Consider the following 20134-nt stretch of genomic DNA (forward strand, 5'->3'; position numbering starts at 1 on the left):
GGTACTGCAGGGGGGACCCTGTGGGAGAGTAGGACGCCGCCGAACAAATTTTGAGAAAACCCCCGCATCGGAAGATGCGGGGGTTTTCTGCGTTCAGCTAGAAAGCCACTTCAGCCGTCTCCATCGTCCCGCCCTGCCGGCCGGGTGCGCTGTGCCACCTCCAGTAGAGGTTGGTGTGGGCGATCACCTGCTCCGGGGAGGGAGCGCCGTATGCGGACAGGTCCTCCGTGGTGTGGGCGTCGGCGACCAGCGTCGCGTCGTACCCGCGGACGATCGCGCCGTGCAGCGTGGAGCGGATGCACACGTCCGTCTGTGCGCCCGTGACGACGAGCCGGCCCACCTTGTGCTCGGCCAGCACGGACTCCAGCTCGGTGTTCTCGAAGGAGTCCGGGTAGTTCTTGTGGACGAGGGGCTCGGTGTTCTGGCGGACCAGCTCCGGGACGTACTCCCAGCTCTCGCTGCCCTCCTTCAGTTCGTCGTCGGAGTGCTGCACCCAGATCACCGGTGTGGCGGCCGTACGGGCCTTCGTGACGAGCGTGTTGATGTTGGCGATGACGTCGTCCCGGCGGGGGGAGCCGGCCACCACGCCGTTCTGTACGTCGATGATCAGCAGTGCGGTGTTGGGGCGATCAGGGAGTGTGGTCATGCGGCCAGAGTAGGACTCGGCACCGACAACGGGGCACTCATATTTGGGATGAGGGCCGTGGCCGTCGCGGCTACCGTGACTGCATGAGTACAACGATCAGCAGTGACTACGTCGTCCGCGGCATACGGTCCGACGAGTGGGCGGCCGTGAAGCAGCTGCGCCTGGACGCGCTGCGGGACCCGGTCGCGCACATCGCCTTCCTGGAGACCTACGAGGACGCGCTGGCCAGGCCGGACTCCTTCTATCAGGAGCGGGCCGTCGGATCCGGTGAGGGGTCCCGGTCGGCACGGCAGTTCATCGCCGAGGCGCCGGACGGGGGCTGGGTCGGTACCGTCACCGTGCTTCTGGAGGAGGCCGGGACGGAGGACTGGGCCGGGTATCCGGTCGAGCGGCGGCAAGGACACGTGGTCGGGGTGTTCGTCCAGCCGGAACACCGCGGGAACGGGCTGATCAAGGCGCTGTTCGACGCCGGTATGGCGTGGGCGTGGGAGCAGGGCGCGGAGCGGGTGCGGCTGTTGGTCCACGCGGACAACCCCCGGGCGCAGGGGGCGTACCGCAAGGTGGGGTTCGGTCCCAGCGGGCTGGTCGTGTCGTTCTCGAAGGACGAGGCCGAGAACGAGTTGGAGTTCGAGCTGGAGCGTGGGTCAGGCCGGTAGTTCCTGGTGGGGCCAGCGGGCCCGTGCCTGTTCGCGGGAGCGGAGGAGGGCGAGGGTCGGCAGGCCCTGGCCGGCTCCGGTGGCGAGCAGGTCGGGCAGTTGGGGCAGCGGGGCCACGGCCGCGACGTCGTCCAGGACGAGGGTGATTGGTGGGTCGAGCCGACCGGAGGATGACCGTTCGGCCATGCGCCGGCCGCGCTCGACCACGCTTGAGACGAGGGCCGTCAGGAGGGGCATCGCGCCCGGGTTGGTCCTGGGGTCCTCGATGGATTCACCGACAACATAAAGCGTGCCCCCTTCGTGGATAAAGGAATCCAAGGTAAGCGCATCAGTTCGGTTTGGCGTACAGGCTTCGCGGATGTTGACAGTGAAAAGGGCGGACAGCGCCCGGCTGGTCAACTCCTGGGCCATGTCGCGGCGTTCCGGGTATGCGGTGAGGGCGGCCTCGAGTTCGCCCGCGGCGCCGGGGGCGGCGCCCGGGTGGGTACGGAGGGTTCGTACGGCGTCCTGGACCTGGGTGCCCTGGGACCAGCGGTGCACGTGGCGGATGGTGCGGTTTTCCAGGGCGGCGGCGTGGAGGTAGCTGCGCAGGAGTGTGGTCGCCGTGTCGGCCATGGCCTGGTCGATCTTGGCGGTGGGGCGGACGGGGCTCAGGAGGGCGGTGGCCCGCTGGAGCGCCGTCTGTTTGTCTTCGCAGCCGGTGGTGGGGGGCCAGTGGAGGCGGGCCGGGGTGTCGCAGAGGTGGGCGGGGTCGTAGAGGAGGGTGGGGCCCAGTTTGGCCCGGGCGTCCTTGGTGTCCGACCAGAGGGCGGGGTTGGAGGTGACGACCACGGTGGGGCCGGGGGCGTCCTGGATGGCCTGGGTTGCGGTCGTGTGGCGGCTTGCGGGGGGTCCGTAGAGGACCGCGCCTTCGGCGCGGTTCGTTTCCCGCCCAACCGCTCGTTCACTGTCGGTCGAGAGGTTCGACGCCAAGGGCTCCAGTGGCTTCGGCGGTTCCAACGGCTCCAGTGGTGCCGTCTCCTGCAAAGTCTGTGCCGGCTGTGACACTCCCCCGGCCTCTGTCGGCTGTGCTGCTCGTCCCGCCTGCGCCGGCTGTCCCGCCGGCCCGGCCTGCGTCGGCTGTGGCTCCGGGTGCGTGCGCGGTGCGGGGACCTCGTAGTGCTGTTCCGGTGCTGGAGCGGGCGCCGTGGCCGGTGTCGGTCGGTGGGCCGATGTGGCCGACTGGGCCCGGCCTTTCGCCGCACCTCGTTCGAAGGCTCGGTTCACCCGTCCCGCCCGCCATCTGGCCACCGTGCCCATCACGAATATGGCGAGGACGATCAGGGCCATCAGCTGTCCGATGAGCAGGCCCCAGAACAGGCCCCAGCCGGAGAGCTGGGACGGCGGGGTGTCGGGCCAGGCGCCGGCGAGGTCGTGAGGCCGGCCGATCAGGTGGCGCATGGCCAGGGGGGTGTGGGTGAAGGTGACGCCGTCGGGCCAGGCGCCCCGGGAGAAGAGGCCCGCCAGACCCGTGGACGTCCACATCAGGAGGGTCATGCCGAGGATGAAGGCGATGAAGCCGACCAGGAGGCCGTCGGGGATGCCGCCCTGGCCTTCCCGACGGCCGTCTCGGCCGTGGCTGTCGCGGCGGCCGTGACCGCGGTTGTCCGGTCTCACGCTTTCTCCCCCTACGCCACCGTCGATTCGGAGTCGCCCAGATGCTGCTCCACGAAGGCCGCCGCCCGCTGCTCGGCCTCCAGCTCGGCCTCGCGCAGCGCGTCGTCGGCCGCGAGGTCGGTGGAGGACTCGGTCATCGCGCGGTCGGTGAAGACCAGGGGTCGTTCCGTCTCCGTGATCAGGTGTTTGACCACCTGGACGTTGCCGTTGACGTCCCAGACCGCGATGCCGGGGGTGAGGGTGGGGATGATCTCCACCGCCCAGCGCGGGAGGCCCAGTACCCGGCCCGTCGCCCTTGCCTCGTCCGCCTTCTGGGCGTAGATCGTCCTGGTCGACGCCATCTTCAGGATCGCGGCCGCTTCCTTCGCCGCCGCGCCGTCGACCACGTCGGACAGGTGGTGGACGACGGCGACGAAGGACAGGCCCAGACGGCGGCCGAACTTCAGCAGCCGCTGGAACAGCTGGGCCACGAACGGGCTGTTGATGATGTGCCAGGCCTCTTCGACGAGGAAGATGCGCTTCTTGCGGTCGGGGCGGATCCAGGTGTGCTCCAGCCACACGCCGACGATCGCCATGAGGATGGGCATGGCGATGGAGTTGCGGTCGATGTGGGACAGGTCGAAGACGATGAGGGGCGCGTCGAGGTCGATGCCGACCGTGGTCGGGCCGTCGAACATGCCGCGCAGGTCGCCGTCGACCAGCCGGTCCAGCACCAGGGCGACGTCCAGGCCCCAGGCCCGTACGTCGTCTATGGCGACGTTCATCGCCTCCGCGGACTCCGGCTCGGGGTGCCGTAGCTGCTCGACGATGTCGGTCAGGACCGGCTGGCGGTTGACGATCGACTCGTTGACGTAGGAGTGGGCGACCTTGAGGGCGAAGCCGGAGCGTTCGTCCAGGCCGTGGCCCATCGCGACCTCGATGATCGTGCGGAGCAGCGCGAGCTGGCCCGTGGTGGTGATCGCGGGGTCGAGCGGGTTGAGGCGGATGCCGTGGTCCAGGGCGGCCGTCGGGTCCAGGCGGATGGGGGTTATCCCCAGCTCCTGGGCGATGAGGTTCCATTCGCCCACGCCGTCCTCGCCCTGGGCGTCCAGGACGACGACCTGGCGGTCCCTGAAGCGCAGCTGCCGCAGGACGTACGTCTTCTCCAGCGCCGACTTGCCGTTTCCGGACTCGCCGAGGACCAGCCAGTGCGGGGCCGGGAGCTGCTGGCCGTAGAGCTGGAAGGGGTCGTAGATGTAGCCCTTCCCGGAGTACACCTCGCGGCCGATGATGACGCCGGAGTCGCCGAGGCCGGGTGCGGCGGTCGGGAGGTAGACCGCCTGGGCCTGGCCCGTGGAGGTGCGCACCGGCAGCCGGGTCGTCTCGACCTTTCCGAACAGGAAGGACGTGAAGGCTTCGGTGAGGACGGACAGCGGATCCCGCATGTGGTGTCCCTACCTTCGGATGCCGGTGGCGAACGGGAGGGTGTTCACGAAGGCGCGGTGGTGCTCGCGGTCGCACCATTCCAGCTTCAGGTACGACTTTCCGGCGGAGGCCCTTATGGTCCGCTTGTCGCGGTTGAGGGCTTCCGGGGAGCGGGCGGACACGGTGATGAAGCCGACCAGGTTCACCCCGGCGGCGCCGCTGGCGAGGTCTTCGCCCCGCTGGTCGAGGCGGTTGTGCGCGGCGACGTCGCGGGGGTCCACCGTCCGGTTCATCTTTGCGGCGCGGGAGGCCTCGGCCTCGTCGTTGGTCTTCTCGGTCAGCATGCGTTCGATGGCTACCTCGGTGGGTTCGAGATCCATCGTCACGGCGACCGTTCGGATGACGTCCGGGGTGTGGACGAGCAGGGGTGCGAGGAAGTTGACGCCGACGGGGGTCATCGGCCACTCCTTGACCCAGGCGGTGGCGTGGCACCAGGGGGCGCGGGTGGCGGACTCGCGGGTCTTGGCCTGGAGGAAGGTGGGCTCCATGGCGTCCAGCTCGGCCGGCCAGGCGTTGCGCCTGGTCATCGCCTGGATGTGGTCGATGGGGTGGTCCGGGTCGTACATGGAGTGGATGAGGGAGGCGAGCCGGCCCTGGCCGAGGGGCTGGCGGACGCGGATGTCGGCCTCCTGCAGGCGCGAGCAGATGTCGGTCAGCTCGCGGGCCATGACGACGGCGAGGCCGGCGTCGCGGTCCAGCTTGCGTCCGGACTGGGGCCGTGCGGCGCGCGCCATGGCGTGGGCCTCGGCGGCCAGTTCGCGGGTGTAGTGCATGCAGGCGACGAGGTAGGCGCGGTGCTGCTCGCTGCTGGTGGACACCATGGACTGGAGCTGGTCGTAGGACTGCTGCAGCCATTCGGGTGAGCGGGTGTCGCCGCGTACGGCGACGTCCTTGGCGTGGGCGTCGGGGTCGGCGGGCAGGGTGCGGGCGAGCATCTGCAGCCGGGTGACGAAGCCGTCGCCGTTGGCCACGTGCTTGAGCAGCGTGCCGAAGCGGTCGACGAGGGCTTCCTGGTCCTCGGAGTCGCGCAGGCCGACGCCGGGGCCCTCGATCTCGATGCAGGCCGTGACGGTCTTGCGGTCGGCGTGCAGGAGTACGGCGATCTCGTCGGGTCCGAAGGGGGCGGCGAGCCAGGCGATGCGTCCGATGCCCGGCGGCGGGCCGATCTCGACCTCGCGTCCTTCCAGCGCGGTGCCGGCCTCCATGGCACCGGAGCGGTAGGTGGCGCCGTGCTTGATGGTCCGCTTGTACGTGCGGTTGATCTCGAACCATTTGTAGAACGTGCGGCGCTTGTAGGGCACGTAGACCGCGGCCAGTGCGATCAGCGGGAAGCCCGTGAGCAGCACGATCCGCAGGGAGAGGACCGGCACGAGGAGGCCGCACATCATGCCGAGGAACGCGCCGGCGACGATCAGGGCGATCTCTCCGGACTCGCGGTTGCGGCCGACGATCGCGTTCGGCCGGGCCCGGCCGATCAGATACGTACGGCGGGGCGTGACCGGATGGGACATATGGGACTCGGTCGTCAACGCCCTTCACCTCCCGAGCGATTGCTGCTGTTGCGGGTATTGCTGGCATGCGGAGTGTTGGCCGGGCTGGGTGCGCGCGGCGCGGGTGTTGCGGAGGGGACTGCTCCGCCGCCCCCCTGGGGGGTACGGCTGCTGTGGGCGGCGACTCCGCCGGAGGCGGGGTTGGCCGGGCGGGGGGCGCTTCCGCCTCCTCCATTGCTGTCGGCGCGGGAGCTGTGGGTCTTGATGCCCTGGGCGACGAAGGAGGCCGGGGAGGTGATGACGGCGGCGGCCTTGCTCTCGGCGCCCTGCATGATGCGGTTGTTGCGGCCGTTGGCGATCTCGTCGCCGAAGCCGGGTACGAACCGGTAGATCATCGCGCTGGCGAAGATGGCGAGCAGGATGATGGACAGGCCGGAGACGACGGCGGAGAAGGAGTCCGGGCCCTTGTCCCCGGAGAGGGCTCCGGCCAGGCCGAGCACTATGACGATCACCGGTTTGACGAGGATCACGGCGATCATGATCCCGGCCCAGCGGCGCACATGGCCCCAGAGGTTCTTGTCGACCAGGCCGGCGTAGACGACGGTGCCGAGGAGGGCGCCGACGTAGAGCAGGGCGGCGCGGATGACCAGCTCCAGCCAGAGGATGCCGGCGGCGAGGATGCTGACCAGGGAGACGACGATCAGCATGATGGGGCCGCCGCCAATGTTGGTGCCCTTGTCGAGGGCGCCGGAGAAGGTGCCGAAGAACGTGTCGGCCTGGTCGCCGGTGGCCTTCGCGAGGACGTCGGTGACGCCGTCGGTGGCCGAGACGACGGTGTACAGGATCAGCGGGGTGAAGGCGGAGGCGAGGACGGTCAGCCAGAGGAAGCCGACGGCCTCGGAGATGGCGGTGGTCAGCGGCACCCCTCGTACGGCCCTCTTGGCCACGGCGAGCAGCCACAGCAGGAGCGTCAGGATCGTGGAGGCGGCGAAGACGACGGCGTACTGCTGCAGGAACTTGGCGTTCGTGAAGTCGACGTTCGCAGTCTCCTTCACGGCGTGGCTGAGCTTCTGGATGGTCCAGGAGGCGGCGTTGGCACAGCCCTTGGCGAGGGAGGTGAGGGGGTCGAGGGTGCCGCCGAGGGTGGGGTCGTCGGGGTTGGTGCCGGTGACGCCCTTCGAGCCCTTGTCCTTCTCGCAGAACTGCTTGGCCGCGCCGCGGATCAGGTCACAGGGGTCGTTGCTCTTCGAGGGGGTCGGAGTCGAGGGGGTCGGAGTGGGCGCGGCGAAGGCGCGGGCGGACAGCAGCACCGCGGCCGTCTGCACTGCGCCGAGGGTGGCCGTGACCTTGAGGATGCGGTGGTTAGCGCGCATACGTGAACCCTCCGAACTCCTCGACGGCCTTCGTCATGTCGTCCGCGGTGGATGCCGTCTGATCGCGGCCCACGGGAACGGGCCCGTCCTTCTGCTGAAAGTCGGTGATCTTCCAGTCACTGCCGATCCACTTCAGCTCGTACGTCGTCGTGTACCAGCTCTCGGTGACCGGGTTCGTCGAGGCCTGACCGGACAGACCGAACAGGGAGGTGTACCAGACCTCGACGGTGGTGGCGTCCGTTCCCGACGAGGTGACCTTGGTGCCGACGGGGATGACCCGGGAGACGAAGGTCTGGCCCTTGGGCGCGGTGCCGTCCTTGGTGAGTCCGATGTTGGAAAGGAACTTCTGACTGGAATAGGCGCTGTCCATGGCGGACTGCTTGGCGTCTGCCGCATCCGGGGCGTAGACGGTGCTGACGATCTGGTGCCGCCATGCGGTGTTGAACATCTCGGCCGAGCCCAGCGCCACCGCGTAGTTCGCCGCTGCGCTCTGTGCTCCTTGTGGCGTGTGCGCGAAGCCGGAGGGGATGGTGCCGGTCTTCGTGTCCACCGGTTTCGTCCCGCTCGCCGCGGTGGAGGACGTGTGCGGGCGGTCGTCCTTCGCTCTCGAGCCGTGGGCAGACGAATCGTCTCCTCGGTTCGCGAAGGCGATCGCGGCGACGAGGAGGACGACCACGCCGACGACCGTGACCAGGCTCCGCGAGGAGGAACGGCCGCCTCGCCGGGGTGCCCCGCCGTACGGGTCGCCCCCGGGCAGCCGGGTGCGGGTCTGGCCCGCCTCGGTGTAACCCTGCTCGTCTCCGGGACTCATGCCGCGTATGCCCCCTCCACCTCGTAGAGATACGACGGTAGCCGTGCTGGTTCCCGCGCGGGCGCGGTGTGGTGACTCGACATCAGGGAAACGCAACCTCTGCCGGTGGGCACGACGGGTGGGTGGGGTGGAGGGGACGACCGGGCGTGCCCGGGAGGGTACGGAGGGGACGGGCCGTCAGACCGCCATGCCGTACACGATCGTGAACAGCGTGCCGAGGGAGCCGATGATGAAGACTCCGGTGAGGCCGGCGATGATGAGGCCTTTGCCCTGTTCCGCGCTGAAGGTGTCGCGCAGCGCGGTCGCGCCGATCCGCTGTTTGGCGGCACCCCAGACCGCGATGCCGAGGCAGAGCAGAATGGCCACGGCCATCACCACCTCGATCATCACCTTGGCTTCGTTGCCCAGGCTGCCGAAGGGGCCCCAGTCCGGAGCGATCCCGCCGATGATGGTGTTGATGTCTCCCTTGTCGGCCGCAAAGAGCATGTAAGTCACCGCCCCTGGTGGGTAGTTCCGCATCGCCTCTGCCGTGTGCAGAGGTCAAGCATCATTCTCGCCGACGACGACGCCGTCGTATGTCGACTTGACGTCATTGACTGGCGGGTTTCGTACGAATGGCCCGTACGGTCACTCTGTGTATCACGGCAGGTCACGCCGGGCAACGAAGTGCGTGCGGAACCTGTCGTGTGGTTCCGTCGTTGTCCCCCTTTACGACCTGGCACGGTTTCTGACGGCTGGTCGGGTGAGGTGTCGAGACGATGTTCTCACGGACGGAAAAAGACGGAAAAGGAGAGGGCCCCGGTGTCGGCCACCGGGGCTCTCGGGTTGACGGGTGCCCGGACAGCGAAAACGGGCCGCGGCCGGCTGCCGTGGCCCGTCTTCCCTTCCGCGCCGCCGAAGGGACCCCACGTCACCCTCGGGCGGCGGCTCCCCGTGACCCGACGGGGTGGTTGGAGATGCTGTTGCTCAGCCCGTGAAGGCGCTCGTGCCCTCGGGGGTGCCCCAGCCGGTCGGGCCGTCGTAGCCGGACTTGGCGGTGCAGAAGTAGCTGGTGGAGCAGGTGCCGTTGCTGCCGCTGGTGACGTCGTTGAGGGCGGAGGTGCCGGCCGCGGCGTACGGGTAGGAGGACGGGTAGTCGCCGGAGCCCGGGGTGCCCGCGAGGGCGTAGACGCCCGCGATGATCGGGGCCGAGGCGCTGGTGCCGCCGTAGGTGTTCCAGCCGGTGCCGTCGGAGCCGTAGGTGTCGTAGACGGAGACACCGGTGGCGGGGTCGGCGACGGCCGAGACGTCAGCGATCATGCGCCTGGTGCAGCCGCTGTCGGTCTGCCAGCCGGGCTTGGCGTCGTAGGCGGAGCAGCCGGAGCCGGTGCCCTCGGTGCTGGACGTCTTCCAGACGCTCTCGCTCCAGCCGCGGCTGTTGGAGGAGGTCTTCAGGGCGGTGCCGCCGACGGCGGTGACGTACTTGGAGGCGGCCGGGTACTCGGCGCCGTAGCCCTCGTCACCGGCGCTGGCGGTGATGGCGACGCCCGGGTGGTTGTAGTACTTGGAGTCGTACGAGGTGTCGGAGGACGACTCGGAGCCGCCGTAGCTGTTGGAGACGAACTTCGCGCCCAGCTTGACGGCCTCGTTCACCGCGGTGCCCAGGTTGGCGTCGCTCGCGGACTTGGCCTCGACGAGCAGGATGTTGCAGTTCGGGCAGACGGCGGAGGCCATGTCGAGGTCGAGGGAGATCTCGCCGGCCCAGCCGCTGTCGGCGCTGGGGAGGGAGGTGGTGGAGCCGGTCTGGCCGACCTTCTTGAAGCAGCCGTTGTCGCCGGTGCAGTCCGACAGGCCGTAGTACGAGCGGTAGGTGGCCAGGTCCGTCTCGGCGTTCGGGTCGTCGTAGGCGTCGACGATCGCGATGGTCTCGCCGGAGCCGCCCGAGGCGGCGGCGTCGGTCAGGCCGTAGGCGTCCTGGAGGTCGCTCGGGCCGTACCCCGTCGGGGAGTCGGAGGCGGCCTTCGGGGAGATGGTCCTGGGCGCGACGCCCTTCTTGGCGGCCTGCTCCTCCTGGAAGGCGGTGGTGCCGCCGGTGACACGCAGGGCGTGGCAGGCCGCGTAGCCCTTCTTCGGGGTCGTGGAGCACGCGTTGGTGTACTGCACATGGGCCTTGGCGACCTGTGCGGCGATGGCCTTGGCGCTCACGTGGTGGGCCGTGGGGGTGGCCGCGTCCGCGTGGGCGGCGGTGCCGAGTCCGGCGACCACCAGCGCCGCGGTGGCCGCGGCGGCGGAGCTGATGCGGCGCCATCTGCCGCGTATGTGGGGTGCGCTGGGGGTGGGCGTACGCAACGTACAGCCTCCTGTGAGTGGGGTTGACAGAGGCCTGCGGGTGGGGACCACCGGTGTGACGGCCGGTGGGGGCGGCGGCCCGCCACGACGATCGCTTGTTGAGTACGCGACAAACAAGCAGGGTCTTTGAATCCTGACTCCCGCCATACCGAAGGGGGTTGGCGGCTTACCGATCAATGGCAGTGGGATGGAACTGTGCTGGTCTGTTCTTGACCCGCGGCACAGTGCGGGCACAGCTTGCTTCTACGCGCGCAGAGGTGCGGCCGGATGCGTGGCCCGGGGCTGTGCGGCGGCCGGGTGTCGGCGTGGCCCGGCTGCGCGGCGGCGGGGTGTCGGCGTGGCCCGGGGCCGTGAAGTGGCCGGGTGTCGGCGTGGCCCGGGGCTGTGCAGTGGCCGGGTGTCAGCGTGGCCTGAGGCCGTGCAGCAGCAGGTTGACGTGTGCGTCCACGCCGGCCAGGGCCTCCTCCGCGTCCAGGGCGCAGCTGGCGATGAGGGCGGCGAGGCCGTGCAGGCTCGCGGCGGCGACCATCATGATGCGCTCGGGGTCGCCCGGGACGATCTCGCCCTGGTCCTGTGCCTCCGCGATCATCCCGGTGAAGGAGGTCAGGGAGCGGTCGACGGCCGAGGCGAGCTGCGCCGAGCTGTCGGGGTCGTGCTTGCGCGCGAACATCAGCTCCAGGAGTTCCGGATTCTCGACGGCGAAGCCGAGGTAGGCCCGCGCGAGCGCCGTCATCCGCTGCTCGAGGTTGCGGCCGGGGTGCTCGGCGGCGGCGTCCAAGGACTGGTTCAGTCGCTCGTATCCGTCCAGTGCGAGGGCGTCGAGCAGGGCCTGCTTGTCCTTGAAGTGGCGGCCGGGGGCGGCGTGGCTCACGCCGATGTCACGGGCCAGCTCGCGCAGCGAGAGCGCGCCGGCCCCCTTCTCGCGCAGGATGCGCTCGGCGCTGCTGAGCAGGGCTGCGCGCAGGTCTCCGTGGTGGTAGGGGCGACTCGCGGGTGACGGGGACATGCGCGACATGCGCACCATCGTATCCCGATGTTGACGTCGTCAATATAGTTGGCGTTGCCATCATTGTTGTCATTGACAGCATTGTTGGCGATGCCTACATTAGTCCCATGTCTGAGACGACCGAAGCGCGCGGCAAGCGCACATGGAACGCGACCCACCTCCCCGACCTGACCGGCCGTACGGCCGTGATCACCGGCGCCAACAGCGGCATCGGCTTCGCCGCCGCGGACGCGCTGGCCCGGGCCGGGGCGCATGTGGTGTTCGCCGTACGGGACCTCACGCGCGGCGGTGCCGCGGCGGCGAGGGTGAGCGGCAGCACCGAGGTGCGCCGCCTGGACCTGGCGGACCTGGACTCGGTACGGGAGTTCGCCGCCTCCTGGGACCGCCCGCTGGACCTGCTGATCAACAACGCGGGCGTGATGATGCTGCCGGAGCAGCGGACGAAGCAGGGCTTCGAGATGCAGTTCGGCACGAACCACCTCGGGCACTTCGCGCTGACGAACCTGCTGCTGCCGTACGTCACCGACCGCGTCGTGACGGTCTCCTCCGGCCTCCACCGCGGGGGCGACGGAGTGATCCACTTCGAGGACGTGAACCTGCGCGGGCGCTACACCCCGAGCCGCGCCTACGCCCAGTCCAAGCTGGCCAACCTGCTCTTCACCCTGGAACTCCAGCGCCGCCTGGCCGAGGCCGGCTCGCCGGTGCGCGCCCTGGCGGCCCACCCCGGCTATGCGGCCACCAACCTGCAGAGCCACCACGCGAACCCGGTGGCGCGGGCGTTCATGGGTCTCGGCAACAAGGTGCTCGCCCAGGACGACAGGTCCGGCGCCCTCCCGACCCTCTACGCGGCCACCCAGGACCTGCCGGGTGCGTCGTACGTCGGCCCCGACGGACTCGGGGAGATGCGCGGCACCCCGACGCTGGTCGGCCGCAGCGCGGCGGCGAGCGATCCGGAGGCGGCGCGACGGCTGTGGACGCTCTCGGAGGAACAGACGGGCGTGGAGTGGCTGCCCGCGGCGGCCCGGACGTCTTGATTCCAGTCCTGATTCCAGCCCGGACGTCCTGATTCCAGTCCTGACTCCGACCCTGATTCCAGCCCGGACGTCCTGACTGCGGTCCTGACTCCGGCCCCAACGCCGGTGCTACTCTCGGCGATTCTGTGGCCACAGGGTCGGCAGTGACTCGGGGGAGAACAGTGGAGCAGGAGAGCGAAGAGGGCGCGGGAACGGCTGAGCAGGCCGCCCCGGAAGAGGCGGCAGCGACACCGGCCGCACCACCATCCGACACGGGCCGCACGGGCCGTACGGGTCGTACGCGCCGAAGGCTGGCGTGGGGCGGCTCCGTCCTGGCGGCGGTGGTCGCTCTGGCGGCCTTCGGGTTCCGGGAGTTCAGCCCGTGGGAGCACCTGTCGGGGCCGTACGGCAGTCCTCCGCGGCCCTTGCACGGTGTCCCCTCGCACGGGGCGCAGCGGCACGGGACCGCCATGGATCCCGTTCTGGTCGCGGGCGCTCTCGTGGAGCGGCACGACGGCGGTGTCCGCGCCGTGAACCTCCGTACCGGGGCGACCTGGTGGGGTGTCAGCAGGCCCGGCCGGGTGACGGTGGACACCGTCGGGCGTGTGGACGGGCGGCATGCGGCCATCGTGTGGAGCGACCGCCGCCTCACCGTCGTCGACGTCCCCACCGGACACCGTGTGCACGCGGACGTGCCGGACCGCTCGTACGCCCACCTCCTCGAGGACTCCGACGTCGTCACGAGCGGGGCGGAGGTGACCGGGCTCGCGGGTGGCGGGTCGCACTCGCTGGTCGCCGTCGTCCAGCGCCGCGGGGTGGACGTCTACGACGCCTCCTCCGGCCACCGGGTCTGGTCCCGCGAGGCCCCGGGCAAGTGCGGGTACGACCTGGCCGGGTCCACAGGCCACGGGCCGGACGGGTTCCTGTCCCTGGACGTCGACTGCCCGCTGTTCACGCCATCCCACGGCGATCCTGTCCAGCTGGACTACGCCTACAGCACCCTCCTGGGTGCCGCCACCGGCCGGCCGCTGCCGGGCTTCGCCCACTTCGCCGACGGCTCGCTCGTCCCGGTCGGCACGGACCGGCTCCTGCAGCAGCAGCACCACGGCGCGCGGGGGCTGGGCTACCGGGTGATCGACTCCCGTACCGGCCGGGAGGTGTGGCACGTCGACGACAAGGACTGGTTCAGCGGCGCCGGCGTGGGCGGGGTGGTCGGAGGCGACGGCCTGGTGGTGGCCGAGACCGGTGACCGTGTCACCGCCTTCCGGGCCGCCGACGGCAAGCGGCTGTGGCGGCGCGCCGTGCCCACGTACGACAAGAGGGACCAGGCCATGCTGCGGTCCCCCGCGGTGGTGGCCGGCCAGGTGCGCGTCGTCCAGGTGATCCCCGGACCCGTCCAGGTCATCACCTTCACCTCGACCGGAGCCGTCGCGGGGAGACAGGAACTGCCCATGTTCGAGGGCGGAGGCAATCCCTGGATCGCCGGCGGGGACTACGGCACGCTGATGGTCCGGGACGAGAACACCCGGCCGGGGAAGGAACCGGGCGCCTACGCCTATCTGTCGGCCACCCACTAGGACCGGCCGGCGCCGACCGTGGTCGGCCGAGCCCGACGGCAGCGCGGGTCGGCCGACCTCGACGGCAGCCCGGGTCAGCCGACCGTGATGTGCTGGTCCATCCCCATCTGCTTGTGGCTGTCGATCGGGCAGTACAGGTCGTACGTGCCCTTCTTGAGGGTCACCGTCAGGGGTGCCTCCTGTCCGCTCTGGAGGTCCTTGGTCCTGGCGTCCTCCACGCCGGGGCCGTCGATCGACAGGGCGTGCGTGATCTTGCCTGCGTTGTCGGAGACGAAGGTGTACGTCCCGGGGGTGAACGACGACCGGGACAGTTTCAGCGCGTACTCGGTCTCGGTGACCGTCACCCGTGTCCCCGAGCCCGCCTTGGGCGTGCCGGAACCCGTCGAGCCGTTCGCACCGCCGCCGCCCCCGCCGGAGCAGGCGGCCAGGACGAGAGAGGCGGAGAAGGCCACCGCCGTCATGCCCAGTGCCGTGCGGGTCGTATGTGCCGAGATGGTCATGCGGCTCACCCCTTTCCGGGCGATCTGCCGTCTACGGGTGATACGAACGGAAGTGCCCGATGGTTCACTGCGCCGCGACATGACCGGATACGGTGGCGCCGGCGGACACCTCCAGGACTCACGGACGGCGGCAGGCATGGGCGGGAGCGGCCCGGCGAACTTCCGGCTCGACGGCCGCACGGCCCTCGTGACCGGCTCCGTGCGCGGACTCGGGCTGGAGATGGCGCAGGGCCTGGCTGCTGCCGGGGCGCGGGTCGTCCTCAACGGCCGGGATCCCGTCACGCTGGACGCTCTCGTCGTACGGCTGCGGGACGAGGGCTACGACGTCCTCCCCGCCGCGTTCGACGTCACCGACCGGGAGGCCGCGGAGGAAGCGGTGCAGGGGCTCGGAGACATCGATGTCCTCGTCAACAACGTGGGTCACCGCGACCGGCGGGGCGTCTACGAGATGACTCCGGACGAGCTGGCCGCGATGCTCGACGACCATCTGACCTCGGCGTATGCGCTGAGCCAGACCGTGGCACGAGGTCTTTCCGCGCGCGGCACCCCGGGCCGCATCATCAACGTCTCCTCGGTCGTCGGCCGACTGGGCCGCACCGGCGACGTCGCCTACGCCACGGCGAAGGCGGGCCTGGACGGCCTGACCCGGGCACTCGCCGCCGACCTGGGCCCGAGCGGTACGACCGTCAACTCGGTGGCGCCGGGCACCTTCGCGACCGACGTCAACGCGGAGCTCACGAGCGATCCCGGGTGGGAGCGGTGGCTGCGGACCCGTACCGCCCTCGGCCGCTGGGGCCGGCCCGGCGAGATCGCGGGGATCGTGGTCTTCCTGGCGAGCCCCGCGGCGTCCTTCATCACCGGGCAGACGATCGCCGTCGACGGCGGGATGACGACGACGTTCTGAGCCGACGTTCTGAGTCGACCTTCCGAGCCGACGTTCCGAGCCGACGTTCCGAGCCGACGTTCCGAGCCGACGTTCTGACAGGGGCGCTGCCCCGGACACGGCGCGATCCGGCCCCGTCGACGGTTGTCAGGAGTGGCGTGGCGCAGGCCACCGTCGAGCGCTGTCACAGTCGCGGACGGTGCCCGGTTCTAAGGGCGACCGCATCGACGCGGAAGTGAGAGGAGCATCGCCATGAAGGCCATGATCGTGTGTGTCTCCGTGTCGCACGGCAACACGAAGAGGGTCGCCGACGTCATGGGCCACGCCCTCGAGGCCCCGGTCGTCGCCCCCGAGCAGGTCGACACGGCCGAGCTGTCCGCCTGCGACCTCGTCGGATTCGGCTCGGGGATCTTCTCGATGTCGTTCCACCCGCGCCTGCGCCAGTTCGTCCGCGCCCTCCCGAGGGAACGGCCACGCAAGGCGTTCGTCTTCGCCACCAGCGGGTTTCCCGAGCCGCCGTTCCGCCCCTACACCCGCCCCCTCGCGGGAGTTCTCGCACGGAAGGGCTTCGAGGTGGTCGACTCCTTCTCGTGCCGCGCGCTGGACACCTGGCTCCCGTTCAAGCCCGTCGGCGGCATCAGGAAGGGACGCCCCGACACCACCGACCTGGAGGCGGCGCGCACGTTCGCCGAAGGGCTGCGAGCGCAGGAGTAGGCACCGGACTCGGGCGTCAGGGGCGTTGTCAGTCCGCACTCGTATGGTTGCCCGCACAAGCGCACGAGGCGAACGGGGGCGGAGATGCGGCCGGTTCACGAGGAGTCCGACGTCAGGCGCACCGATGCGGGTGCGGCACCGGCGCGAAGCTTCTATCTGCTGGAAGAGTCCATGTGCGTCATCGGCGAAACCGGGTACGTCCGGCCGTACGCCACCGTGGACGAGCTCCGCGCGCGCCTGGAACCCAAGCTCGCTTTCACCGAAAGCTGCGGCACTCCGGTCAATGACCTCCTGCTCGGTGAAAGCGTCAACGTGTGGACGGTGCAGCGGGGGCGGCTGGCGGCCGGTCTCGATGTCACCGAGTTCGTCGGAGTTCACCTGCCGAGCGGCGCCACCGCCACGGTGTACGAGCTCAACAGGCATCGAGGGGCCTTCACCTCCGGCCGGCGGGCCGACCCGCCTCCCGCGGACGAGGGTGCACGCCTGTCCCTCGACTGGGACGGCATCGTCGCCCGGCTGCCACTCCTGGAGGCGCCCCTCGCCTCGCCGGGTGACGAGGCCCTGACCGTGCGGCTCGACGGCCCGCACCCCGCCCCTGACCTCTCCTCCTACATCGACGGCCTGATGTCCGAACTGGCCGAGGAGGACAGACCCGAGTGGTCCGAGAGCCTCGACTACGGGTCGCCCTTCACCCTCTGAAGGCGGGGATCTCCCTCTCCGCGAAGTGATCGAACTCGCCTGCCCGGACGCCGAGGACGAAGGCGTTCCATTTGCCGCGGGTGGTGGTGACGACGGTGTCCGCGGAGCGGAGGCGGAGAGGGGTGGCGTCGGCGTCGCTCCGGAGGCCGGGAGCGGGTTCCTTCTTGAGTGCGGAGAGGAGGGCACCGAAGGCGGTGGGGGTGGTGGTGAGGACCGCTCTGCTGGGGTCGGCGGATTCGGTGAGGTGGACGGTACCGGGGGTGGTGGCTATGTGTATGCAGGAGTTGCCCTCCGGGCAGTACGACGACTTCTGCCAGGTGAGCTGGGTCATCGAGGGTTCCATCACAGCTCCTTGAGCATGTCGTGGATGAAGTGCTGCGACTCCTCGGGGGTCAGGGCCGCCGCCTCCATGCGGTCGAGAAGGACGCGGTACTTGTCGAGCTGGGCCTCGGCGTCGAGGAACACGGGGCCGTGCGACTGGTCGAGGTTGACCGTGTCGAGCTCCGGTACGGGGCCTTCGGCGTAGTAGATCGACTGCCCCGAGCCGGGGAAGACCACCGAGTTGAACGGCAGGACATGGATGTCGATGTTGTCGCGGTTACTCATGTCCAGCAGGTACCTGAGCTGACCTCGGAGCACATGCGGGCCGCCGAAGCGCATGCGCAGGGCAGCCTCGTGGATGATCACCTGGTGCGGGGTAGGCGGGTCCCGGAACAGTACGGCCTGCCGCTTCACCCGGAACGACACCCTGTGCTCGACATCCGGCGGCGGGAGTTGGGGCACGGCCTGCCGGAAGATCTCGCGGGCGTACTCGGCCGTCTGGAACAGGCCCGGAACGTGCACGACAACGGCGGTGCGCAACCGGGTGGCGTAGTGCTCCAGCTCGGCCAGGTCCAGGAGAGCGGCGGGCAGAAGCTCGCGGTATTCCTCCCACCAGCCGCGGTTGCGGTCCCCGGTCAGTCCGACGAGCGCCTCGATCTGGGCCGAGGCCGGGCAGTCGTAATGACCGGCCAGAGTGCGGACCCGCTCGGCACTGACGCCTGCTCGTCCGGCCTCCATGTTGCTGATCTGATTCGGCCTGACACCGAGCAGTTGACTTGCCTCCGCGGCTGTGAGGCCCGCGCGCTCGCGAAGTTTGCGCAGCTCGGTGCCCAAGCGGAGCTGCCGACCCGTTGGGTTGCTTCTCACGGGTTTGTCCGCCTCCTAGCCGGGCGTGTCACTCGCATGGATGATGTATGGATGATTTAACAGGAACCGTGTAAAGGGTTACACGGAAATCGCTAGCTTATGGCGTGGGCGCCACGCCCAGAAGTGCACCGGATCGACGGACCGGCATGCCACTGGGCAACCGAACACCGCACCTCAACCCCCGTCACCGACTGGAGACTTCCATGCCCACCGTAGCCCCGCCCTGGACCTACACCCTCCAACTCCCCCACGATCCACGCGCACCGGGGATCGCACGGGCGACCCTGCGTACCGTGCTCGCCGCGCACGACCTCTCGGCCCTCACGCCAACCGCCGAACTCCTGGCCGCCGAGCTGCTCGCCAACGCGCATCTGCACACCAGAGGGCCCTACGCCCTGCGTCTCCTCGGCAGGGAGCCGGGACGGCTGTGCGTCGCCGTCTGGGACACCGACCCGCGGGTCCCGCCCGGCTTCTGCGCGGAGGGGGCCGCCGTGGCACCGGAGGATGCCGAGTCCGGACGCGGGCTGCACCTCGTACGGGCGTGTGCCGACTCCTGGGGAGCCTCCGTGCTGCGCGAGCTGGGCGCGTCGAAGGGCGGAAAGCTGCTGTGGGCGGAGTGCCGTGGACCCCACTCCGGGCAGCCCTCTGGAGAAGCACAGCGGCCATAGGTAGGTTTCACAGGAAAATCTCAGTGAAGTCGGGGCGGGTTTCTCACCTTCGTGGGAGAGAGTGAGGCCTGATGAAGCGCATCTCACGCATCTGGCTCACCTCGCGTCCCGCCTTGCTGTGTGCTGTGGTGACGCTCGCCCTGACGTCGGCGTCCGTGGCCGCCGCCTCGGACGGGCCGGGGCCCTTCGGGGTCACGGCCGTCGCCGACGTGACCTCACAGAACAAGCGGATCGGCGCGCTGTTCGACGCGGAGCGGGTCGGCAAGCTGGCCGGCGGGCACTTCTGCAGCGCCTCGGTCGTCCACAGCCCGCAGCGCACTCTGATCGTCACCGCCGCGCACTGTGTGGACGGGGACAACGGCGATCTCGTCTTCGTGCCGGGTTACCGGGACGGGAAGGCGCCCTACGGGGTCTGGAAGGTGGGGAAGCGCTTCCTGCCCGACGGGTGGGCCAAGAAGCAGAGCGAGGACAGCGACATCGCCTTCGCCTTCGTGGAGACGCTGGCCGGGAAGCGGATCGAGGACGTCGTGGGTGCCAACCGGTTCGTGGCCGGGGTGGCCACCGGTGCCACCGCCGTGACCGTCACCGGCTACCCCGACTCCCGCGAGGCGCCCATCACCTGCACCAACAAGCCGGCCCTGCACAGCGGCACGCAACAGCGCATCGACTGCCCGGAGTTCACCGGCGGTACCAGCGGCAGCCCCTGGATCAACGGCGACAACCAGGTCGTCGGCGTCCTCGGCGGCCACGAGAAGGGCGGGGTGACGGCGGGCACGTCGTACAGCGTGGTGCTCAGGAGGGAAGCGGCCGAGCTGTACAAGGACGCCACCGCGTCCTGACCGGCGGCCGAACACACGGCTCCGCGATTGTGATCACTGATTTTACGTCGAAGACTTGAAGGGCAGCCCGCGCTTGCATGTATCTGTCTTTTCGACGGCTTTTGTGTATGCGGTGATGAGTTGCTTCATCGCGTCGGCATCCTGGTGGTCCGACGAGTTCATCTGAAATGCGGTGAACAAGTCGTTGCCCAGAAGTTTCTCCTTCTTGCAGCGACGCGTTTCCCCGAATGCTTCCCAGCCGGAATAGAGAAACCTTCCGCCCTCGGCTTGGTGATCGAGTTTGGAATTGGCCTGTCCTCCCACGAAGGAGGCTGTGTTGGGCCCTGACAGCCACTCTTGCGAAGCCTGCACTGCGAGGCGGGAGTCGACGCGGACCTCGCAACGTGCTGCGAGGCCGGCGGGTAGTTCCTGCTTGACTGTGATCTTCCGGCCAGGCGGCATGAACGGTGCCAGTATGCCGTTGTCGACTGGAATCCCGCACAGAGAGTGCGGGACTGCGTACTGACGCTTTTCCTTGTGTTCGCTGCATGCGGAGAGCGTTCCCAGAAGGGTGACAGTCGCAGATGCAATGGCAATAGAACGCATTCCCGCGTAGCGTCGGAGGGTGTCCAAAGACTGTTCTC

At 69.5% G+C, this 20134-nt stretch carries 21 protein-coding genes; 8 read left to right on the forward strand and 13 right to left on the reverse strand.

The window, feature by feature from the left end:
• Positions 1-97: 97 nt before the first annotated feature.
• A complete protein-coding gene (locus AB0H32_RS04940; protein WP_361114328.1) occupies positions 98-646 on the reverse strand; it encodes a cysteine hydrolase family protein in 549 nt (182 codons plus the stop codon).
• 83 nt (positions 647-729) lie between these two features.
• Between AB0H32_RS04940 and AB0H32_RS04945 the strand changes: the two genes are divergently transcribed.
• Positions 730-1302, forward strand: coding sequence for a GNAT family N-acetyltransferase (locus AB0H32_RS04945; RefSeq protein ID WP_361114331.1), 573 nt, complete (start codon positions 730-732; stop codon positions 1300-1302).
• Here AB0H32_RS04945 and AB0H32_RS04950 read toward each other — a convergent pair.
• From AB0H32_RS04950 to AB0H32_RS04985, 8 genes are all read right to left on the reverse strand, one after another.
• Positions 1291-2838 (reverse strand): type IV secretory system conjugative DNA transfer family protein, encoded by a 1548-nt coding sequence (locus AB0H32_RS04950; RefSeq protein WP_361114706.1) that lies wholly within the window; start codon positions 2836-2838, stop codon positions 1291-1293. The two genes, AB0H32_RS04945 and AB0H32_RS04950, sit on opposite strands and share 12 nt — an antisense overlap.
• A gap of 131 nt (positions 2839-2969) precedes the next feature.
• Positions 2970-4382: an ATP-binding protein gene (locus AB0H32_RS04955; protein ID WP_361114334.1), complete on the reverse strand. Its 1413-nt coding sequence runs from the start codon at positions 4380-4382 to the stop codon at positions 2970-2972.
• 9 nt (positions 4383-4391) lie between these two features.
• Positions 4392-5951 (reverse strand): SCO6880 family protein, encoded by a 1560-nt coding sequence (locus AB0H32_RS04960; protein ID WP_361114337.1) that lies wholly within the window; start codon positions 5949-5951, stop codon positions 4392-4394.
• The gene (locus tag AB0H32_RS04965; protein ID WP_361114340.1) at positions 5948-7285 is read right to left on the reverse strand and encodes a hypothetical protein; all 1338 of its coding nucleotides are present in this window, start codon (positions 7283-7285) and stop codon (positions 5948-5950) included. Before AB0H32_RS04965 ends, AB0H32_RS04960 begins: the two co-directional genes overlap by 4 nt.
• Positions 7275-8096, reverse strand: coding sequence for a hypothetical protein (locus AB0H32_RS04970; RefSeq protein WP_361114343.1), 822 nt, complete (start codon positions 8094-8096; stop codon positions 7275-7277). The genes AB0H32_RS04965 and AB0H32_RS04970 overlap by 11 nt, the downstream gene beginning before the upstream one ends.
• A 177-nt stretch (positions 8097-8273) precedes the next feature.
• Entirely contained in the window at positions 8274-8582 is a 309-nt protein-coding gene (locus AB0H32_RS04975) for a hypothetical protein (protein WP_014673544.1), read from the reverse strand.
• Positions 8583-9062: 480 nt separating this feature from the next.
• Positions 9063-10424, reverse strand: a complete 1362-nt coding sequence (locus tag AB0H32_RS04980) for a S53 family peptidase (protein WP_361114346.1) — start codon at positions 10422-10424, stop codon at positions 9063-9065.
• 400 nt (positions 10425-10824) lie between these two features.
• A complete protein-coding gene (locus AB0H32_RS04985; protein ID WP_361114709.1) occupies positions 10825-11430 on the reverse strand; it encodes a TetR/AcrR family transcriptional regulator in 606 nt (201 codons plus the stop codon).
• A 107-nt stretch (positions 11431-11537) separates the two neighbouring features.
• Between AB0H32_RS04985 and AB0H32_RS04990 the strand changes: the two genes are divergently transcribed.
• On the forward strand, positions 11538-12464 hold the full coding sequence (locus tag AB0H32_RS04990; RefSeq protein ID WP_361114349.1) for an oxidoreductase: 927 nt from the start codon (positions 11538-11540) through the stop codon (positions 12462-12464).
• 161 nt (positions 12465-12625) lie between these two features.
• Complete coding sequence (locus tag AB0H32_RS04995; protein ID WP_361114352.1) at positions 12626-14020, forward strand: PQQ-binding-like beta-propeller repeat protein; 1395 nt, start codon at positions 12626-12628, stop codon at positions 14018-14020.
• Positions 14021-14094: 74 nt separating this feature from the next.
• On the opposite strand, the gene AB0H32_RS05000 is transcribed toward AB0H32_RS04995, so the two are convergent.
• Complete coding sequence (locus AB0H32_RS05000) at positions 14095-14520, reverse strand: copper-binding protein (RefSeq protein WP_361114355.1); 426 nt, start codon at positions 14518-14520, stop codon at positions 14095-14097.
• Positions 14521-14599: 79 nt separating this feature from the next.
• On the opposite strand from AB0H32_RS05000, the gene AB0H32_RS05005 reads away from it, so the two are divergent.
• The 3 genes from AB0H32_RS05005 (at position 14600) to AB0H32_RS05015 (ending at position 16816) form a co-directional block, all read left to right on the forward strand.
• Positions 14600-15424 carry an SDR family oxidoreductase gene (locus AB0H32_RS05005; RefSeq protein WP_361114358.1) on the forward strand — a complete coding sequence of 275 codons (825 nt, stop codon included), beginning with the start codon at positions 14600-14602 and terminating at the stop codon, positions 15422-15424.
• 231 nt (positions 15425-15655) lie between these two features.
• Positions 15656-16117 carry a flavodoxin family protein gene (locus tag AB0H32_RS05010; protein WP_361114361.1) on the forward strand — a complete coding sequence of 154 codons (462 nt, stop codon included), beginning with the start codon at positions 15656-15658 and terminating at the stop codon, positions 16115-16117.
• An 84-nt stretch (positions 16118-16201) separates the two neighbouring features.
• A complete protein-coding gene (locus AB0H32_RS05015; protein ID WP_361114364.1) occupies positions 16202-16816 on the forward strand; it encodes a hypothetical protein in 615 nt (204 codons plus the stop codon).
• Here AB0H32_RS05015 and AB0H32_RS05020 read toward each other — a convergent pair.
• Both AB0H32_RS05020 and AB0H32_RS05025 read right to left on the reverse strand, forming a co-directional pair.
• Positions 16806-17159: a DUF397 domain-containing protein gene (locus tag AB0H32_RS05020; protein WP_361114367.1), complete on the reverse strand. Its 354-nt coding sequence runs from the start codon at positions 17157-17159 to the stop codon at positions 16806-16808. The two genes, AB0H32_RS05015 and AB0H32_RS05020, sit on opposite strands and share 11 nt — an antisense overlap.
• Complete coding sequence (locus tag AB0H32_RS05025; RefSeq protein ID WP_361114370.1) at positions 17159-18004, reverse strand: helix-turn-helix transcriptional regulator; 846 nt, start codon at positions 18002-18004, stop codon at positions 17159-17161. Before AB0H32_RS05025 ends, AB0H32_RS05020 begins: the two co-directional genes overlap by 1 nt.
• Positions 18005-18207: 203 nt before the next feature.
• Between AB0H32_RS05025 and AB0H32_RS05030 the strand changes: the two genes are divergently transcribed.
• Both AB0H32_RS05030 and AB0H32_RS05035 read left to right on the forward strand, forming a co-directional pair.
• Complete coding sequence (locus AB0H32_RS05030; protein WP_361114373.1) at positions 18208-18672, forward strand: ATP-binding protein; 465 nt, start codon at positions 18208-18210, stop codon at positions 18670-18672.
• A gap of 71 nt (positions 18673-18743) precedes the next feature.
• Positions 18744-19511: a trypsin-like peptidase domain-containing protein gene (locus AB0H32_RS05035; RefSeq protein WP_361114376.1), complete on the forward strand. Its 768-nt coding sequence runs from the start codon at positions 18744-18746 to the stop codon at positions 19509-19511.
• A gap of 42 nt (positions 19512-19553) precedes the next feature.
• Here AB0H32_RS05035 and AB0H32_RS05040 read toward each other — a convergent pair whose 3' ends face one another.
• The gene (locus tag AB0H32_RS05040) at positions 19554-20096 is read right to left on the reverse strand and encodes a hypothetical protein (RefSeq protein WP_361114379.1); all 543 of its coding nucleotides are present in this window, start codon (positions 20094-20096) and stop codon (positions 19554-19556) included.
• Positions 20097-20134 lie beyond the last annotated feature (38 nt).

It is taken from the genome of Streptomyces sp. NPDC020362, from assembly GCF_040642095.1.
Taxonomy (GTDB): Bacteria; Actinomycetota; Actinomycetes; order Streptomycetales; family Streptomycetaceae; genus Streptomyces.

Bases quoted from the DNA above. Each gene is read 5' to 3' on its own strand.
- AB0H32_RS04940 (WP_361114328.1), bottom strand. From the start codon at position 646: ATGACCACACTCCCTGATCGCCCCAACACCGCACTGCTGATCATCGAC.
- AB0H32_RS04945 (WP_361114331.1), top strand. From the start codon at position 730: ATGAGTACAACGATCAGCAGTGACTACGTCGTCCGCGGCATACGGTCC.
- AB0H32_RS04950 (WP_361114706.1), bottom strand. From the start codon at position 2,838: ATGACCCTCCTGATGTGGACGTCCACGGGTCTGGCGGGCCTCTTCTCC.
- AB0H32_RS04955 (WP_361114334.1), bottom strand. From the start codon at position 4,382: ATGCGGGATCCGCTGTCCGTCCTCACCGAAGCCTTCACGTCCTTCCTG.
- AB0H32_RS04965 (WP_361114340.1), bottom strand. From the start codon at position 7,285: ATGCGCGCTAACCACCGCATCCTCAAGGTCACGGCCACCCTCGGCGCA.
- AB0H32_RS04970 (WP_361114343.1), bottom strand. From the start codon at position 8,096: ATGAGTCCCGGAGACGAGCAGGGTTACACCGAGGCGGGCCAGACCCGC.
- AB0H32_RS04975 (WP_014673544.1), bottom strand. From the start codon at position 8,582: ATGCTCTTTGCGGCCGACAAGGGAGACATCAACACCATCATCGGCGGG.
- AB0H32_RS04985 (WP_361114709.1), bottom strand. From the start codon at position 11,430: ATGTCCCCGTCACCCGCGAGTCGCCCCTACCACCACGGAGACCTGCGC.
- AB0H32_RS04990 (WP_361114349.1), top strand. From the start codon at position 11,538: ATGTCTGAGACGACCGAAGCGCGCGGCAAGCGCACATGGAACGCGACC.
- AB0H32_RS05000 (WP_361114355.1), bottom strand. From the start codon at position 14,520: ATGACCATCTCGGCACATACGACCCGCACGGCACTGGGCATGACGGCG.
- AB0H32_RS05005 (WP_361114358.1), top strand. From the start codon at position 14,600: ATGACCGGATACGGTGGCGCCGGCGGACACCTCCAGGACTCACGGACG.
- AB0H32_RS05010 (WP_361114361.1), top strand. From the start codon at position 15,656: ATGAAGGCCATGATCGTGTGTGTCTCCGTGTCGCACGGCAACACGAAG.
- AB0H32_RS05015 (WP_361114364.1), top strand. From the start codon at position 16,202: ATGCGGCCGGTTCACGAGGAGTCCGACGTCAGGCGCACCGATGCGGGT.
- AB0H32_RS05020 (WP_361114367.1), bottom strand. From the start codon at position 17,159: ATGGAACCCTCGATGACCCAGCTCACCTGGCAGAAGTCGTCGTACTGC.
- AB0H32_RS05030 (WP_361114373.1), top strand. From the start codon at position 18,208: ATGCCCACCGTAGCCCCGCCCTGGACCTACACCCTCCAACTCCCCCAC.
- AB0H32_RS05035 (WP_361114376.1), top strand. From the start codon at position 18,744: ATGAAGCGCATCTCACGCATCTGGCTCACCTCGCGTCCCGCCTTGCTG.
- AB0H32_RS05040 (WP_361114379.1), bottom strand. From the start codon at position 20,096: ATGCGTTCTATTGCCATTGCATCTGCGACTGTCACCCTTCTGGGAACG.